The sequence below is a fragment of the Achromobacter veterisilvae genome (assembly GCF_037619525.1).
Lineage (GTDB): Bacteria > Pseudomonadota > Gammaproteobacteria > Burkholderiales > Burkholderiaceae_B > Achromobacter > Achromobacter veterisilvae.
Genome location: NZ_CP148753.1, coordinates 3,105,866 through 3,122,253 on the forward strand (window position 1 = coordinate 3,105,866; position 16,388 = coordinate 3,122,253).

The following is a 16,388-nucleotide window of genomic DNA, read 5'->3' on the forward strand; positions in this document are numbered from 1 at the left end:
TCGCCTTTTGGAACTCCTGTCACATACGGCATAACGCAAGGGGGGCTGGTAATGAAACTACGGGCGGGTATGCGCTGGGCGCTTGGGGCGATGTTGGCCGCGGCGGCGGCATCGGCGGCGGTCGCGCAGAACAAGGTCGTCAACGTCTACAACTGGGCCGAGTACACGGCCCCGGACACGATCCCCGGTTTCGAAAAGGAAACCGGCATCAAGGTCCGCTACGACGTCTACGACAGCAACGACACCCTGCAGGCCAAGCTGCTGGCCGGCAAATCGGGCTATGACGTCGTTGTCCCGTCCACGCATTACGCCTCGCGCCAGATCGAGGCCGGCCTGTTCCAGAAGCTGGACAAGTCCAAGATCCCGAACTGGAAGTACCTGGACCCCGAAGTGATGGCGCTGGTCGCCTCCGTCGATCCCGGCAATGAATACGCCATTCCCTGGGGCTACGGCACCAACGGCCTGGGCTACAACGTCACCAAGGTCAAGCAGATCATGGGCGACGGCGTGGACCTCGCCAACTGGGACATGATCTTCAAGCCCGAGAACGCGGCCAAGCTGAAAGAGTGCGGCATCTCCATGCTGGACGAAGCCGCCCAGGTGTTCCCGGCCGTGCTGAAGTACCTGGGCAAGGACCCCAACAGCACCAACGCGGACGACTACAAAGCCGCGCTGGAGGTGCTGATGAAGATCCGCCCGTACATCCGCCAGTTCAGTTCGTCGGGCTATATCGACGAGCTGGCCGTGGGCGACCTGTGCATGGTCTACGGCTTCTCGGGCGACGTGATGATCGCCCGCAAGCGCGCCCAGGACGCCAAGAAGTCCTACGAAGTGAACTACTTCATCCCGAAGGGCGGCGCGCCCGCGTGGTTCGACCTGATGGTCATCCCGAAGGACGCCCCGCATCCCGAAGAGGCGCTGGCGTTCATCAACTACATCGAAACGCCGAAGGTGCACGCCGCCATCACCAACACCATGTTCTATCCCAACGCCAACAAAGAGGCGCGGCAGTACGTGGTGAAGGACGTGGCCGAGAATCCCATGATCTACCCGCCGGCCGAGGTCTCCAAGACCCTGTACGTGATCAAGGCGCTGCCCTTGAACATCCAGCGCCTGCAAAACCGGATGTGGTCCGAGCTGAAGTCGGGAAGATAGTCATCATGAGCGAAAGCCGTTACTCGGCGCAGCATTCGGCGGACCCGGACGAGTTCGTCCGGATCTCCGATGTCGTAAAGATCTTCGGCGACGTGGTCGCCGTCCGTTCCGTCAATCTGTCGGTCAAGCGCAACGAGATCTTCGCCCTGCTGGGCAGCTCGGGCAGCGGCAAGTCCACGCTGCTGCGCATGCTGGCGGGATTCGAAGAGGCCACCTCGGGCCAGATCCTGCTGGACGGCGAGGACATCACGCACGTGCCGCCGTACCGGCGGCCCGTGAACATGATGTTCCAGTCCTATGCGCTGTTCCCGCACATGACGGTCGAGGCCAACGTGGCCTTCGGCCTCAAGCAGGAAGGCGTGGACCGCGCCGAAATCCACGACCGCGTGTTCGAGGCCCTGGACCTGGTCCAGATGGCCGGCTATTCGCGCCGCAAGCCCAACCAATTGTCGGGCGGCCAGCAGCAGCGCGTGGCCCTGGCGCGCAGCCTGGTCAAGCGTCCCAAGCTGCTGCTGCTGGACGAGCCGATGTCCGCGCTGGACAAGCAGATCCGCCAGAAAACGCAGATCGAACTGGTGAAGATCCTGGAGCAGGTCGGCGTGACCTGCATCATGGTCACCCACGACCAGGAAGAAGCCATGACCATGGCGCACCGGCTGGCCGTCATGACCGAAGGCCAGATCGTCCAATGCGGCTCGCCGCAGGATGTCTACGCCTTCCCGAATTCGCGCTTCGTCGCCAGCTTCATCGGCTCGACCAACATGTTCACCGGCATCATCGTGGTGGACGAACCCGACCACGTCGCCATCGAATGCGGCGAACTGACCCGGCCGCTCTTCGTCAACCACGGCGTGAGCGAACCGCTGGGCATGGAAGTGCACGTCTCCATCCGCCCCGAGCGGCTGGTGGTGTCGCGCGAACAGCCTGAAGGCGAATACAACTGGGCCCACGGCATGGTCAGCCACATGGCGTGGATGGGCAGCTACGCGCTCTACCAGATCCGCCTGGATTCCGGCAAGACGGTGGAGGCCAGCGTGCCCAGCCTGCTGCTGGCCCAGATGGACGCGCCCGGCATCGACGAGGAAATCTTCGTCAGTTGGGACTCCGACAGCGCGACGGTGCTGGCGTCATGATCCGGTTTTCGCCCCGCGACTGGTTGCCGTCGGGCCGCGCGCTGGCGGTGGTGCCGCCGTTCGCCTGGCTGGTGCTGTTCCTGCTGGTCCCGTTCCTGCTGGTCTTCAAGATCAGCTTCGCCGAACTGAAGTTCGGCATTCCGCCGTATACGTCGCTGGCTGAATTCAAGGACGAAGCGGTGCAGTTCAGCCTGCACCTGCGCGGCTACATCCTGCTGTTCACCGACAGCCTGTACTTCGCCACCTACCTGAACTCGGTGAAGATCGCCGCGATCACCACGCTGTGCTGCGTGCTGATCGGCTATCCCATCGCCTACTACATCGCGCGTTCGTCGCCCGCCATGCGCAACCTGCTGCTCTTGGGCGTGATCCTGCCGTTCTGGACCTCGCTGCTGCTGCGCGTGTACGCCTGGGTGGGCATCCTGCGCAACGACGGCCTGCTCAACAACCTGCTGCAGGGCCTGGGCATCATTTCCAGCCCGCTGGAAATCTACCGCACCGATGTCGCGGTCTATATCGGCATGGTCTATGCCTACCTGCCGTTCTTCATCCTGCCGCTGTACGCCACGCTGGTGAAGATGGACCTGCGCCTGCTGGAAGCCGCCTACGACCTGGGCGCCAAGCCCTGGCAGGCGTTCTGGCAGATCACCGTGCCGCTGTCGCGCCAGGGCGTGATCGCGGGCGCCATGCTGGTGTTCATCCCCGCCGTGGGCGAATACGTGATCCCGGAAATGCTGGGCGGCGCCAATACGCTCATGATGGGCCGCGTCATGTGGAATGAATTCTTCAACAACGCCGACTGGCCCATGGCCTCGGCCGTGACCTGCGTGATGGTGCTGTTGCTGCTGGTGCCGCTGGTGGTCTTCCAGTACAACCAGGTCAAGCAGCAGGAGCAGGCGGGCGGAGGCCGCAAATGAACGGGCCCAATAAGACTTTGCGCGCCGCCGTGCTGGGGCTGGGGTACTTCTTCCTGTACGTGCCCATCCTCAGCCTGATGGTGTTCTCGTTCAACGAGTCGCCCACCGTCACGTCCTGGACCGGATTCTCGTTCCGCTGGTATCACTCGCTGTTCAACGACGACGCGCTGCTGCGGGCGGCCTGGCTGTCGTTCCGCATCGCCGCCATGACCGCCACCGCCGCGGTCGTCATCGGCACGTGGGCGGGCTACGTGCTGGGGCGCATGGGGCGCTTCCGCGGCTTCGCGCTGTACGTGGGCATGCTCAGCGCGCCCCTGGTCATCCCCGAGGTGGTGCTGGGCATTTCGCTCTTGCTGATGTTCGTGGAACTGCGCGGCAGCCTGGGCTGGCCCGCCGAGAACGGCGTCTTCACGATCTGGGTGGGCCACGTGACCCTCTGCATGGCCTTCGTGGCGGTCATCATCCAGACGCGCATCCGCGACCTGGACCGTTCGCTGGAAGAGGCCGCGCTGGACCTGGGCGCCACGCCCATCACCGTGTTCTTCCGGATCACGCTGCCGCTCATCGCGCCGGCGCTGGCCTCGGCCTGGCTGCTGTCCTTCACGCTGTCGCTGGATGACGTCGTCCTGGCGTCGTTCCTGTCCGGTCCCAGTTCCAGCACGCTGCCGATGGAAGTTTTCTCGCGGGTGCGCCTGGGCCTGAAACCCGAGATCAACGCGCTGGCTACACTGTTCATCCTGGCGGTGGGCACCTGCGTGATCCTGGCCAACCGCATGCAATGGCGCAAGGAGTCCGAACCCAAATGAAGCAAACCACCCTGTATGGCCTGACCAAGTGCAGCACCTGCGTCAAGGCGCGCGACTGGCTGACCGAACATGGCGTCGACCACGCCTTCGTCGATTACCGCGACCATCCGGTGCCCGCCGCCACCCTGAAGTCCTGGGCCGACAAGGTCGGCGGATGGGAAAAGCTGGCCAACCGCGCGTCCATGACCTGGCGCAACCTGCCCGAAGACCGCAAGACCGCGCACACCGACGCCCAATGGAGCCAGTTGATCGCCGAGTACCCGGCGCTGGTGCGGCGCCCGGTCACGGTGACCCCGGATGGCGAGGTGAGCGTTGGCTTCAGTGAAAAGCGCTACGGCGAACGCTTCGCCTGAGGCGGCCGGCCCGGCGCTGCCCGACGCGTTCTTCGACCGCGACGCGGCGCAACTGGCGCGCGAACTGCTGGGCAAGGTCATCCGGCACCGCGTCGGCGGCCTGTGGCTGTCGGCCCGCATCATCGAGACCGAAGCCTATTACCTCGAAGAGAAGGGCAGCCACGCGTCGCTCGGATATACCCACAAGCGCCGCGCGCTGTTCATGGACGGCGGCACCGTCTACATGTATTACGCCCGCGGCGGGGATTCGCTGAACTTCAGCGCGGCCGGCCCCGGCAATGCCGTGCTGATCAAGTCCGGCTACCCCTGGACGGACGCGCTGTCCGGCCCGCAGGCGCTGGCCCGCATGCAGGAACTGAACCCCGACGCGCAAGGGCGGCCCAGGCCGCCCGCCAGTCTGTGCGCCGGCCAGACGCTGCTGTGCCGCGCGCTCGGGCTGAAGGTGCCTGACTGGGACGCGCGCCGCTTCGATCCCCGCGCCCTCTACGTCGAAGACGTGGGAGAAGCGCCGGCCCCGCTGATCTGCACCACGCGCCTGGGCATTCCCCTGGGCCGGGACGAGCACCTGAGCTACCGCTTCGTGGACCCGGCCTACGCCGCCTTCTGCACCCGCAATCCGCTGCGGCGCGGGCAGCGCGCCGGCCACGACTACGTGTGGGTGGACCGCCAGGGCATCGTGCTGCCCGAGGCGCCCTAGCTAGCCGGCGGGCGTTGCGAGGCGCCTGGCCAGCGACGCGCGCATTTCCGCGTACTTGCGCCGGATGCGCCGTCGGTTCAGGCGCTTGCTCCAGGCGTACAGCGGGATGAGGGGCAGCACCCCGAAGCCGTCGATCAGGTACAGGCCCGGCTTGCCGTCGGCATTCAGGCCGCAGGCGATATTGCTGGCGGACACGTCGTGCATGACGACGTGGGCGTCGGCGAGGTCGTCGAAGAATTCGTCCAGTTGCGCGCTCAGCGCCGCATCGAACTTGCCCTGGCGCGCCAGGTCGGCGACGGTGGGGGCGATATTGCCCTCGCCGTCGCGGATCTTCTCGACCACCAGGCCCAGGCCCAGCGTGGTTTGCGCCACGCCCAGGATGCGCGCCATGGGCACCTGCCACACGCCGGAAGGGCGGGTGGTGGTGGTCACGTATTCCGAGATTTCGTTCAGGTAGACCCGATAGGCGCTTTCGCGCTGGTACTGTTTGTACCAGCGCTTGAAGGGGCGCGCTTCCAGGTACACGGCGCGGGCGCGCATGTCCATGACCTTGACCAGCAAGGACGGCATGTGGGGATGCTGGAAGATGTGCCGGTCGCCGCCGGTGGCAAGCGGGACTTCGCCATCCAGGTTCAGCGGGCCGAATACGGACTGGAACGACGCCGCGGGCGTGCCGGAAGAGAGATCAGCAGGGTTCAAGGGGGTGTGAGGCCGGTTTGGATGGGCGAGAGTTTAATCCGCTTATCTCCCGGCGGGCAGCCGGGCAAGTCCCGATCCGGCTTTCTTTCGCCGCGGCGGGCGGGGCAGGGGTCCTACAATCCAGGCTTTGGAGATGCATCCGTTGAACGATATTCTGCTTTGGGCCGCCGCGGGCGGCGCCGTTCTGGCCTTTCTCGCGGCGCTGCTGGCCTGGTTGCGCCCGTCCGCCGCCGATGCCCGCCTGGACTCGCTGCTGGAGGGGCTGGAAAGAACCGAACGCGCCCTGCGCGCCGATATCGCGGAGGGCCAGCGCGGCCTGCGCAGCGAATTCTCGGAATCGGCGCGCGCCTTGCGGGCGGAGTTGGCGCAGACCCAGGACGAACTGCGCGCCGGGCTGTCGCGCGACGCGCAGGCCGCGCGCGCCGAGTCGGCGGAATCGCTGGCGCGCTTCGCCGCGGGCTTCGCCGAGCAGTTGCAGGGCCTTATCCAGATCAACGAGCGCCGCCTGATGGAAGTGCGGGCCACGGTGGACCAGCGTCTGCAATCGTTGCAAACCGACAACAGCGCCAAGCTGGATGAAATGCGGCGGACGGTGGACGAGAAACTCCACGCCACGCTGGAACAGCGCCTGGGCGAGTCCTTCAAGCTGGTGTCGGACCGCCTCGAAGCCGTGCACAAGGGGCTGGGCGAAATGCAGGCGCTGGCCGCGGGTGTCGGCGACCTGAAGCGCGTGCTGACCAACGTGAAATCGCGCGGCACCTGGGGCGAGGTGCAACTGGCCCGGCTGATCGAAGACAACATGACGCCGGACCAGTACGCCAGCAACATCAAGCCGGTGCCGGGCAGCGAAGCGGTGGTCGAGTTCGCCATCCGCCTGCCCGGGCGCGGCGACGGCGCCGGGCCGGTCTGGCTGCCGATCGACGCCAAGTTCCCCAAAGAGGAATACGAACGCCTCATGGACGCGCAGGACGCGGCGGACGCCGAAGGCGTCAAGAACGCCGGGGCCGCGCTGGGCCGCGCCGTCGAAGTGCAGGCCCGCTCGATCGCGGCCAAGTACGTCGCGCCGCCGCACACCACCGACTTCGCCATCATGTTCCTGCCCACCGAAAGCCTGTACGCCGAGGTGCTGCGGCGGCCGGGCCTGCTGGACAGGCTGCACGACCTGCGCGTCAACGTGGCGGGCCCCAGCAACCTCGCGGCCCTGCTGAACAGCCTGCAGATGGGGTTCCGCACCCTGGCGATCGAACAGCGTTCGTCCGAGGTCTGGCAGGTGCTGCGGGCGGTCAAGACGGAATTCGGCAAATTCGGCGACGCGCTGGCCAGCGTCAAGAAGACGCTGGACACCGCCAGCAACAAGATCGGCCAGACCGAGGTGCGCACCCGCGTCATGCTCAGGAACCTGAAGGACGTGGAGGCGCTGCCCGATGCCGATGCGCGGCTGTTGCTGGGCGAGGCCGGCGAAGAGGCCGGCGATCCGGAGACGCCGTCCGCCGGCGCCGACTGATCCGCCCGGAGGGACGGAGCAGGCGCCGGGCGTGGCCGCCCGCGCTTGTTGCCCGCTCCGACAGCCGATATCCTGGCATGTGCGGCAATTCGCCGCCGATACCTGGAGCATCGCAAGCATGAGCACCGCTGAACGCCATGATTCCTCTACCCTCGACGCGACGGCGCTGGGCGCCGATATCGCACTAGGGGTCACGACGGCGCTTGCCGCAATGCAGCAGGCGGTGGACCGGGTGGCGGCCCGCAATCCCGCGATCAACGCGGCTTGCGGCGTGCAGGCGGAAGCCGGCCTGCGCCTGGCCAAGGCGCTGGACGACGAACTGGCGGCGCTGCCGCCGGAACAACGGCAGGCGCAACTGCGCCACCGGCCGTTCCTGGGCGTGCCCACCTTGCTCAAGGACCTGGGCACCGCCGCGCTGGGCCTGCCCAGCGCCATGGGGTCGGTGCTTTATGGCCAGGTCGAATGGAATGTCGACGCCGAGATCGTCAAGCGGTACCGCCGCGCCGGCCTGATTCCGTTCGGCCGCACGACCAGCGCCGAACTGGGCCTGAGCCCCACCACCGAATCGCCGGTGTACGGCCCGGCCACGCAGAACCCCTGGAAGGCCGGCCACAGCGCGGGCGGCTCCAGCGGCGGCGCGGGGGCGGCGCTGGCCAGCGGCATGGTGCGCATCGCGCACGGCAGCGACGGCGGCGGGTCGATCCGCATCCCGTCTTCCTGCTGTGGCGTGCTCGGCCTGAAGCCGTCGCGCGGCCTGATGCCGCTGGGGCCGCTCAAGGGCGAGGGCTGGGGCGGGCTAGCCACGGAACACATGATGACGCTGTCGGTGCGCGACTGCGCGGCATCGCTGGACATCAGCGCGGGCGCCGACGTGGGCGCGCCGTACGCGGCGCCGGCCCAGCCCGCGGAATCGTATCGCGGGGTCGTGGCGCGCGTGGCGGCCGATCCGCAAGCGGCGGCGCGCCGCCGCATCGCGTTCATCGATACGACCTACGAAGGCGAAGCCATCCACCCCGAGGTGGCGGCCACCCTTGACGAGGCCGCCCGGTTCTTCGCGTCGCTGGGCCACGAGCTGGTGCGGGCCGCGCCGCCCGTGGGGTCGGAGGAAGTGCTGTCGCCCATGCTGCCGCTGATCGCCAGCGCGGCGGCCAACGCCATCGACGCCTTCGTCGGCGGGCGCGGCCGCCGCCTCGCCGCCGATGAACTGCAGCCCACCACGCTGGGCGCGCGCGAATATGCCCGCGCGATCTCCGGCGCGCAATACGTGGCCTGCGTGGACACCTGCCACGACATCACGCGCCGCGTCGGCCGTTTCCTGGAGCGCGACGGCGCGCAGGGGCACGACCTGTTCCTGAGCCCGGTGCTGGCGCAGCCGCCCGCGCCCATCGGCCGCTACGCCATGGACAACGCGGATTATCTGGCCTACCGTCTGGGCAAGAAGGGCGTCATCGGCTATTCGCCCTTCGCGCCGCTGGCCAACCTGACCGGCATGCCCGCCATCTCCATTCCTTTCGGCATGTCGTCCGACGGTCTGCCCATCGGCATCCAGTTGATGGGCCCGCTGGGCAGCGAGGCCCTGCTGCTGGAACTGGCCGCGCAGGTCGAGGCGCTGCGGCCCTGGGCCCTGGTGGCGCCCATGGCCCGCTGAGGCTGGCGGCGCGCCGCCAGCCGGCGGCGCATCGGCGGATGGATTCAGGGAGTTGCCATGTCATCGTTCGCGACGCACACCGTATTCAACCAGGTCCCGCCCCTGGAAGACTATTCCCTGTACGAGACCGATCCGGCGCTGCGCGCCGCGGTCGACCGGGAAGGCGCGCGGGCCTGGGCGGGCGAACTGGCCGCGCACGGCGCCTGGCTGGGCCGCGCGCAGACGCTGGAAGCCGGCGCGCAGGTCAACCGCTGCCCGCCGCGGCTGCTCGGCTACGACCGCGGCGGCCACCGCATCGACCATATCGAATTCCATCCGTCCTGGAATCTGCTCATGGGCGGCATCATGGCGCGCGGCCTGCACAGCCGCGCCTGGGCGCAGCCCGAGCCGGGCGCGCAGGTGGCGCGCGCGGCGGCCTACGTGATGCAGGGCCAGGTCGAAGCCGGCACGCTGTGCCCCACGACCATGACCTTTGCCGCGGTGCCCCTGCTGCAGCGCGAGCCGGCGGGGGCCGTGGATTTCGGCGGGCAGTGGCTGGCGGCGCTGTATTCGCGCGAATTCGACGGCGCCGACGCGCCGCTGTCCGCCAAGCGCGGCGCCCTGATCGGCATGGGCCTGACCGAAAAGCAGGGCGGCTCGGACCTGCGCGCCGTGAGCACGCGGGCCGTGCCGCTGGGGGCGTCCGGCCGGGGCAATCCCTACAGCCTGGTGGGCCACAAATGGTTCCTGTCGGTGCCGCAGGCGGACGCGCACCTGGTGCTGGCGCAGACGGACGAAGGGCTTAGCTGCTTCTTCGTGCCGCGCTGGATACCGGACGGGCCGCGCAACGCCGTCCGCATCCGGCGGCTGAAGGACAAGCTCGGCAATTGCAGCAATGCAAGCGCCGAGGTCGAGTTCGAGGACGCCTGGGGCGTGCTGCTGGGCGAGCCGGGCCGGGGCCTGGCCGTGCTGCTGGAAATGGCCGCCACCACGCGGCTGGATTGCGTGCTGGGCAGCACCGCGCTGATGCGGCAGGCGCTGGTGCAGTCGGCCCATCACGCGCGGCACCGGCAGGCCTTCGGCAAGCCCCTGATCGAACAGCCGCTGATGCGCAATGTGCTGGCCGACCTGGCCCTGGAAAGCGAGGCCGCCATGGCGCTGGCGCTGCGGCTGGCGCGCGCGGTGGACGAGCGCGCCGACGCGCAGGCCCGCGCGCTCGTCCGCGTGGGCACGCCCGCCGCCAAGCTCTGGGTGTGCAAGCGCGCCATCGCCGCGGTGGCGGAGTGCATGGAGGTCTGGGGCGGCAACGGCTATGTGGAAGAGGGCCCGATGCCCAGGCTGTACCGCGAGACGCCGGTCAATTCCATCTGGGAAGGATCGGGCAACGTCATGGCGCTGGACGTGCTGCGCGCCTTGCAGCGCGAGCCCGAGGCCCTGCCCGCGCTGGAGCGCGAATTCGCCCCGGCGCGGGGCCGGAACCGCGACTTCGACGACGCGTTGGCGCGCTGGCGTGCGCTGCTGGCCGATACCGCGCAGGCCGAGTTCCAGGCGCGGCGCATCGCCGCCGGCCTGGCGCGGCTGTGGCAGGCCGCCTTGCTGATCCAGCATGCGCCGGACGCGGTCGGGCAGGCGTTCGCCGCCAGCCGTCTGCGCGCGGACGGCGGCATCCACGGCGAACTGGCCGCGGGGGCGGACACTCAGGCGATCCTGGCGCGCGCCTGGCCCGCCGCCGCATGCTAAATTTCCCGGCTCGACAACCCTTTCCGTTTCTTCCCGCCATGCTCTCCCAGCAAGAACTCAAGCAGCAAGCCGCCGACGCGGCCCTGGAATTCGTTGAACAGGTCGCCGGTCCGGACGTCGTCATCGGCGTGGGCACGGGCTCCACGGCCGATCTGTTCATCGACGGCCTGGCCCGTTTCAAGGGCCGAATCGGCGGCACGGTGGCCAGTTCGGAACGCAGCGCCGCCCGGCTCGCCGGCCACGGCCTGAAGGTGCTGGACCTGAACGACGTGTCCTCGATGCCCATCTATGTGGACGGCGCCGACGAGATCGACGCCAACCTGCACATGATCAAGGGCGGCGGCGGCGCGCTGACGCGCGAGAAGATCGTGGCCTCGGTGGCCGGGCGCTACATCTGCATCGCCGACGAATCCAAGCTGGTCCAGACCATGGGCAAATTCCCGCTGCCGATCGAAGTCATCCCGATGGCCCGCGAATCGGTGGCGCGCGCCATGGTGGCGCTGGGCGGCCAGCCCCGCCTGCGCGAGGGCTTCGTCACCGATAACGGCAACATCATCCTGGACGTTTCCGGCCTGTCCATCACCGACGCCCCGGGCCTCGAAGCCCGCTTGAACAACCTGCCGGGCGTGGTGACCTGCGGCCTGTTCGCGATGCCGGGCGCCGACGTGGCGCTGCTGGCCACGCAGAACGGCATCCGCCGCCTGGACCGCCGGGCCTGACCGTTCCCCGCGCGGCGCATTGCCTCGTGCCGCCCCGCCTTGCGGGCGGCGGGGGCGCGATTCATAATCCTGTCACACTTGGGTCATAACCTTGCGGGTTGTGCAGGCCCGTTTCGTAACACTCTTCAATTTCGGGGCGATGCCATGAGACCAACCACGCAGGGAGCCCGGATGTCGGAGCACACAAACAAACAGTTCGACGCGGATCTGGAAAGCGTCCGTTCGCAGTTCTTGCAGATGGGCGGCTTGGTGGAAGCCATGATCCAGGAGGCCATCGACGCATTGGCCAGCGGCGACCTGTCGCTGGTCGAGAAGGTCCGCGAGCGGGAAAAGGAAGTCAACCGCCACGAAGTCGAGATCGACGAGAGCATCAGCCGGATCCTGGCGCGGCACCAGCCCACCGCCATCGACCTGCGCATGCTGATGGCCGTGTCCAAGATGCTGACCGACATGGAGCGTTCCGGCGACGAGGCCGAGAAGGTCGCCACGGTCGCGCGCCGCATCCACGAAGCCGAATTGCGCCACATCCCGGTGATCGAACTGCGCCACATGGCCGCCAACGTGCGCACCATGCTGCACCAGGCGCTGGACGCCTTCGCCCGCCTCGACCCCATCCAGGCCGCCGCCGTCGTGCGCAGCGACAAGGAAGTGGACAAGGAATGGAAGGGCGCGCTGCGCCACCTCATCACCTACATGATCGAAGACCCGCGCACCATTTCGCGCGCCATCGACATGATCTTCATCGCGCGAGCGCTGGAGCGCATCGGCGACCACGCCAAGAACATGTCCGAACGCGTCATCTACATGGTCAAGGGCGCGGATGTGCGCCACACCGGCGTGAAGAACACCGAACGCCAGGCGCGCGGCGACGAAGACTCGGAAGAGCCGCAGCAGGATCAGTAGCTTCTTCGCGGTGGGTGTCAGACACGGGATCGTCGCCTGTGTCTGACACCCTGGGGAGATAATCTTCACACCGGGCGAGCGCGGCAAAGGGTGTCTGACACCCGGGCAGGCGGGCTTCAGCCTGGCGAGTTTCTCGTAGGGTGTCAGACACAGGATCGTCGCCAGTGTCTGACACCCTGGAGAGACAATCCTCGTTGCCAGTGTCTGACACCCTGGGGAGACAATCTTCACACTGGGCAAGCGCAGCAAAGGGTGTCTGACACCCCCGCAAGCCGCCACCATCAGCCCTCAGGCAACGTCACCCTAATCCCCAGCCTAGGATCCGGCACACCCGGCTTGCTTCCGTCGATGCGTCCGGCAAGCCTCCGTCCGAAGGCCGGCAGTCCCGGGGCGCCGAGTTCCAGGTCGTACCAGCCTTCGCAGCCCGCGTACTCGATGTCCAGCGCGCCGCCGGCCGGCACCTGCGCCGCGGCGCGCCAGCCGTCTCCCATGCGCGACGACAATTCCACGGGCTGCGGCGAAGCGCCGCGATTGAGCAGCCGCAGGCGCAATCCAGCGCCCGCCGGCGCCAGTTGCGCCTCGATCCGCCCGGCATCCCGGCCGTCGCCGCGGAACTGCCGGTGGAAGCCGTCGGGACCCAGCAGCCACAAGTCATAGGCGCCGCCATCGGCCAGGCGCCAGCCGTCGTCCAGGCGGCCGCCCGCGCCCACCGTGTAGCGGCGGGGCGCCCGTTCCAGCGCCAGCCGGTCGTAGACGTGCAGCACCGCGCCCGCCTCGCCTGGATTGCGCAGCGTCAGCCGGTAATGCCCGCCGTCCGCCGCCATCCCGCCTTCGGCCTCCAGCGCGTACGGCAGCGGGCAGGCGCGGCGCCCGCCTGGTTCCGGTTGCGGCCCGCTGTCCCCGGCGAAGTCGAAGGCCGAGGTCAGGTCTCCGGCCACCGCGCGGCGCCATGCGCTGATGTTGGGTTCGGCCACGCCGAAACGGGCCTCCAGGAAGCGGATCACGGAGGTGTGGTCGAACACCTGCGAGTTGACCCAGCCGCCGCGGCTCCAGGGCGAGATCGCCAGCATCGGCACGCGGGGGCCCAGCCCGAATCCGCGGCCGTGCAGGCCGGGCGGATCGTCCGGCGTGGAGGCGCTGGGACCGTGCCGCGCGTCGTGGTATTCGCCGTCCAGCTCGACGGTGGACAGGCCGCCCGACGACCCGTCGGCGGGACGGGCCGGCGGCGCGGGCGGCGGCACGTGGTCGAAGAAGCAGTCGTTTTCGTCGTAGGTGACGAAGAACACGCAGCGGCTCCAGGTCTCGGGGTTGCGCGTCAGGATGTCCAGCACGCGCTCGGTGTAGGCGCCGCCCTGGCGCGGCGACGAGACTTCCGGATGCTCGGAGTCGGCAGTGGGCGCGATGATCCACGACACTTGCGGCAGCGTGCCCCGGGCGACGTCGCGGGCCAGGTCGTCCAGGGTGCGCGTGGACAGGCCGCGATCGCGCAAGGGGGCGTCGGCGGCGCCGTCCGCGTGCTGCCGGCGGTACTGCCTGAAGCCGGCCAGCGGGTTGTCGTGATAGTTGTCCTCCATGTCCTGGTAGATGCGCCAGTCCACGCCCGCGTCCTGCAAGCGTTCGGGATAAGTGGTCCAGGCATAGCCTTCGCCGGCGGGCCCCAGGCGGTCGTGGGTGTTGACCAGAGCCGGGCCGCCCGCAAGCCCCGCCGGATCGTTCGTGCCGGTCCACAGGAACAGCCGGTTCGGATTGGTGCCGGCGTGCATCGAGCAGTGGTAGGCGTCGCACAGCGTGAAGGCGTCGGCCAGCGCGGTCTGGAACGGCACGTCCGCGCCGTCGTAGGCACCCATGCCCAGCCGGCTCTTGGCGGGCAGCCATTGGTCCATGCGGCCGTCGTTCCAGGCGCGCTGGGCGTCGTCCCAGGTATGCGGCGTGATGTAGCCCACCGGCGTGCCGCCGGGATATTCCGCCCGCAAGGCATAGGGACGGACCCGCGCCGCGCCGTCCTCCTGCGTCAGCACGTCGCCCGAGGCGGTGGGCGCAAGCAGCGGGTCGGCAAAGCCGCGCACGCCGGGCAGCGTGCCGAAATAATGGTCGAAGGAACGGTTTTCCTGCATCAGGATCACCACGTGGCGCACGTCCCGCAGCGTGCCGGTCTGGCGGTCGGGGGCGATTTCCAGCGCGCGGGCGATCGCAGGAAAGGCGGCGGGGGACGGTTCTGTTTTCATGGCGGCGCGATACCCATCGATAGGGGGATCTTAAGCCCGCGCGGCAGGGCGGGGCCGGAAGCGCGAAGCCCCTCGCGGGCGAGGGGCTTCGGAAGCGGAGGGCCCGCGGGAGGGCGCGGGCGCGGCCAGGTCAGGCCGAGGGCGGAACGTAGCCCTGGGCTTCGACGCTGCCGTCTTCGAACAGGAAGCGCTCCATCTGTTCTTTCAGGTACTTGCGCGCGCGGGCGTCGGCCAGGTTCAGGCGGTTTTCGTTGACCAGGCGAGTCTGGATGCCCTTCCATTCTTCCCAGGCTTCCTTGGAAATGCTCTGCCAGATCTTGGTGCCGAGTTCGCCGGGGTAGGGCGGAAAATCCAGCCCTTCGGCTTCACGCTTCAGTTTCACACAGTTGACGGTACGGGCCATGGTTCGCTGCCGGAAAAGATAAGTAAGCCCGTATTTTAGCGGGCTTGGCGTCCAGAGGGCGCCAAGCCCCTTCGGGTCCTGCGGTTGGGCGCCGGGGCCGGGACGGTTACAGCTTCTTGATGAAGACCAGGCTGTTGCGCGAACGGTTGTAGTTGTTCTGCTTTTCGCGGGGCAGGTCGGCGATGCCGCCCTGCACGAAGCCGCGCTTCATGAACCAGTGCGAGGTCCGGGTGGTCAGCACGAACAGCCGCTTGGCGCCCGCGGCGCGCGCGCGCGATTCCATGTGGCGCAGCAGGATCTCGCCTTCGCCCGACCCCTGCCATTCCGGATGCACGATCAGGCAGGCCATTTCCGCCATTTGCTCGCCCGGGAAGCTGTGCAGGGTGGCGCAGCCGTAGATCACGCCGTCGTGCTCCAGCACCGTGAAATTCTCCACGTCGCGCTCGACCACGCTGCGGGGGCGGGGCACCAGGGTGCCGTCGGCCTCCAGCGGTTCGATCAGGCTGAGGATCGCGCCCACGTCGTCGATCGTGGCCGGGCGCAGGTCGTCCAGCGTGTCCTCGACCACCATGGTGCCCACGCCGTCGTGGGTGAAGATCTCCAGCAGCACGCTGCCGTCCAGCGTGAAGGGCAGCAGGTGCGCGCGGGCCACGCCGCGCTTGACGGCCAGGGACGCGCAATGCAGGAAGGCGTGGGTGTCCTCGTCCAGCGTGCCGGCGGCCAGCAGGGCGTCGGCATCCACCCGGGCCAGTTCGGTGTCCAGCGTGCCGTCGTCGTTCATCACGCCCGGCGAACCGGACAGGAAGATCAGTTTTTCGGCGCGCAGCGCCACCGCGACGCTGGTGGCCAGGTCTTCCATGGCCAGGTTGAACGCGTCGCCGGTGGGCGAGAAGCCCAGCGGCGACAGCAGCACCACGGACGAGCCTTTTTCGATGGCGAATTTCAGCGCGTCGATATCGATCTTGCGCACCTGGCCGGTGTGCTTGTAGTCCACGCCGTCGATCACGCCGGCGGGGCGGGCGGTGACGAAGTTGCCGGAAATCACGCGGATGTGCGCATGCGACATGGGCGTGTTCGGCAGGCCCTGGCTGAAGGCGGCCTCGATATCCAGGCGGATCTCGCCGGCGGCTTCCTTGGCGCATTCCAGGGCGGCGGCGTCGGTGGGGGACAGGCCGCGGTCGAACTGCTGGGTAAAGCCCTTCAGGCGCAGTTGCTCATTGACCTGCGGGCGGGAGCCGTGCACCAGCACCAGGCGGATGCCCAGCGAGGACAGCAGCGAGAGGTCCTGCACCAGCGCATTCAGCGCGCCGGCCTGCACCAGTTCGCCGCCGAACGCCACCACGAACGTCTTGCCTCGGAAAGCATGCACATGGGGCGCCACGTCCCGAAACCATCGGACGAACTGGGCGGGTGCGAATTCTGGGGCTTCGAGGGCGGAGACGGTGTCTGGTTCCAGGTCGGGCATGATGGGCGGAAGGATTCCTGAGAGTCGGCAAAAACGCGGCGC

At 68.3% G+C, this 16,388-nt stretch carries 15 protein-coding genes; 11 read left to right on the forward strand and 4 right to left on the reverse strand.

What is annotated here, in order from left to right; genetic code table 11:
• The first annotated feature begins 51 nt into the window (after positions 1 to 51).
• The 6 genes from WHX56_RS14515 to WHX56_RS14540 are packed head-to-tail and all read left to right on the forward strand — an operon-like array spanning position 52 to position 5,061.
• Positions 52 to 1,155: a polyamine ABC transporter substrate-binding protein gene (locus tag WHX56_RS14515; RefSeq protein WP_129245764.1), complete on the forward strand. Its 1,104-nt coding sequence runs from the start codon at positions 52 to 54 to the stop codon at positions 1,153 to 1,155.
• A 5-nt stretch (positions 1,156 to 1,160) separates the two neighbouring features.
• Complete coding sequence (locus WHX56_RS14520) at positions 1,161 to 2,288, forward strand: ABC transporter ATP-binding protein (RefSeq protein ID WP_338881628.1); 1,128 nt, start codon at positions 1,161 to 1,163, stop codon at positions 2,286 to 2,288.
• Positions 2,285 to 3,205 carry an ABC transporter permease subunit gene (locus tag WHX56_RS14525; protein WP_338881629.1) on the forward strand — a complete coding sequence of 307 codons (921 nt, stop codon included), beginning with the start codon at positions 2,285 to 2,287 and terminating at the stop codon, positions 3,203 to 3,205. Before WHX56_RS14520 ends, WHX56_RS14525 begins: the two co-directional genes overlap by 4 nt.
• Positions 3,202 to 4,011, forward strand: a complete 810-nt coding sequence (locus WHX56_RS14530) for an ABC transporter permease subunit (RefSeq protein ID WP_129245758.1) — start codon at positions 3,202 to 3,204, stop codon at positions 4,009 to 4,011. Before WHX56_RS14525 ends, WHX56_RS14530 begins: the two co-directional genes overlap by 4 nt.
• Positions 4,008 to 4,364 (forward strand): Spx/MgsR family RNA polymerase-binding regulatory protein, encoded by a 357-nt coding sequence (locus WHX56_RS14535; RefSeq protein WP_129245756.1) that lies wholly within the window; start codon positions 4,008 to 4,010, stop codon positions 4,362 to 4,364. Before WHX56_RS14530 ends, WHX56_RS14535 begins: the two co-directional genes overlap by 4 nt.
• A complete protein-coding gene (locus tag WHX56_RS14540; protein ID WP_338881631.1) occupies positions 4,333 to 5,061 on the forward strand; it encodes a DNA-3-methyladenine glycosylase in 729 nt (242 codons plus the stop codon). Before WHX56_RS14535 ends, WHX56_RS14540 begins: the two co-directional genes overlap by 32 nt.
• Here the strand turns inward: WHX56_RS14540 and WHX56_RS14545 are convergent, their stop codons facing one another.
• Entirely contained in the window at positions 5,062 to 5,760 is a 699-nt protein-coding gene (locus tag WHX56_RS14545; protein ID WP_338881632.1) for a YrbL family protein, read from the reverse strand.
• A gap of 133 nt (positions 5,761 to 5,893) precedes the next feature.
• Between WHX56_RS14545 and rmuC the strand changes: the two genes are divergently transcribed.
• The 5 genes from rmuC (at position 5,894) to phoU (ending at position 12,253) form a co-directional block, all read left to right on the forward strand.
• Complete coding sequence (gene rmuC / locus WHX56_RS14550; protein WP_338881633.1) at positions 5,894 to 7,264, forward strand: DNA recombination protein RmuC; 1,371 nt, start codon at positions 5,894 to 5,896, stop codon at positions 7,262 to 7,264.
• Between the two features lie 118 nt (positions 7,265 to 7,382).
• Positions 7,383 to 8,912 carry an amidase gene (locus tag WHX56_RS14555; protein ID WP_338881634.1) on the forward strand — a complete coding sequence of 510 codons (1,530 nt, stop codon included), beginning with the start codon at positions 7,383 to 7,385 and terminating at the stop codon, positions 8,910 to 8,912.
• A gap of 57 nt (positions 8,913 to 8,969) precedes the next feature.
• Positions 8,970 to 10,631: an isovaleryl-CoA dehydrogenase gene (locus WHX56_RS14560; RefSeq protein ID WP_338881636.1), complete on the forward strand. Its 1,662-nt coding sequence runs from the start codon at positions 8,970 to 8,972 to the stop codon at positions 10,629 to 10,631.
• Between the two features lie 38 nt (positions 10,632 to 10,669).
• Complete coding sequence (gene rpiA, locus WHX56_RS14565) at positions 10,670 to 11,350, forward strand: ribose-5-phosphate isomerase RpiA (protein WP_129245743.1); 681 nt, start codon at positions 10,670 to 10,672, stop codon at positions 11,348 to 11,350.
• Between the two features lie 171 nt (positions 11,351 to 11,521).
• Positions 11,522 to 12,253, forward strand: coding sequence for a phosphate signaling complex protein PhoU (gene phoU / locus WHX56_RS14570; RefSeq protein WP_165360326.1), 732 nt, complete (start codon positions 11,522 to 11,524; stop codon positions 12,251 to 12,253).
• Positions 12,254 to 12,534: 281 nt separating this feature from the next.
• Here the strand turns inward: phoU and WHX56_RS14575 are convergent, their stop codons facing one another.
• The 3 genes from WHX56_RS14575 to argA form a co-directional block, all read right to left on the reverse strand.
• Entirely contained in the window at positions 12,535 to 14,478 is a 1,944-nt protein-coding gene (locus WHX56_RS14575) for a phosphocholine-specific phospholipase C (protein ID WP_338881637.1), read from the reverse strand.
• 130 nt (positions 14,479 to 14,608) lie between these two features.
• Positions 14,609 to 14,881: an oxidative damage protection protein gene (locus WHX56_RS14580; RefSeq protein WP_129245738.1), complete on the reverse strand. Its 273-nt coding sequence runs from the start codon at positions 14,879 to 14,881 to the stop codon at positions 14,609 to 14,611.
• Positions 14,882 to 14,987: 106 nt separating this feature from the next.
• On the reverse strand, positions 14,988 to 16,346 hold the full coding sequence (gene argA / locus WHX56_RS14585; protein ID WP_338881639.1) for an amino-acid N-acetyltransferase: 1,359 nt from the start codon (positions 16,344 to 16,346) through the stop codon (positions 14,988 to 14,990).
• Positions 16,347 to 16,388: the final 42 nt, after the last annotated feature.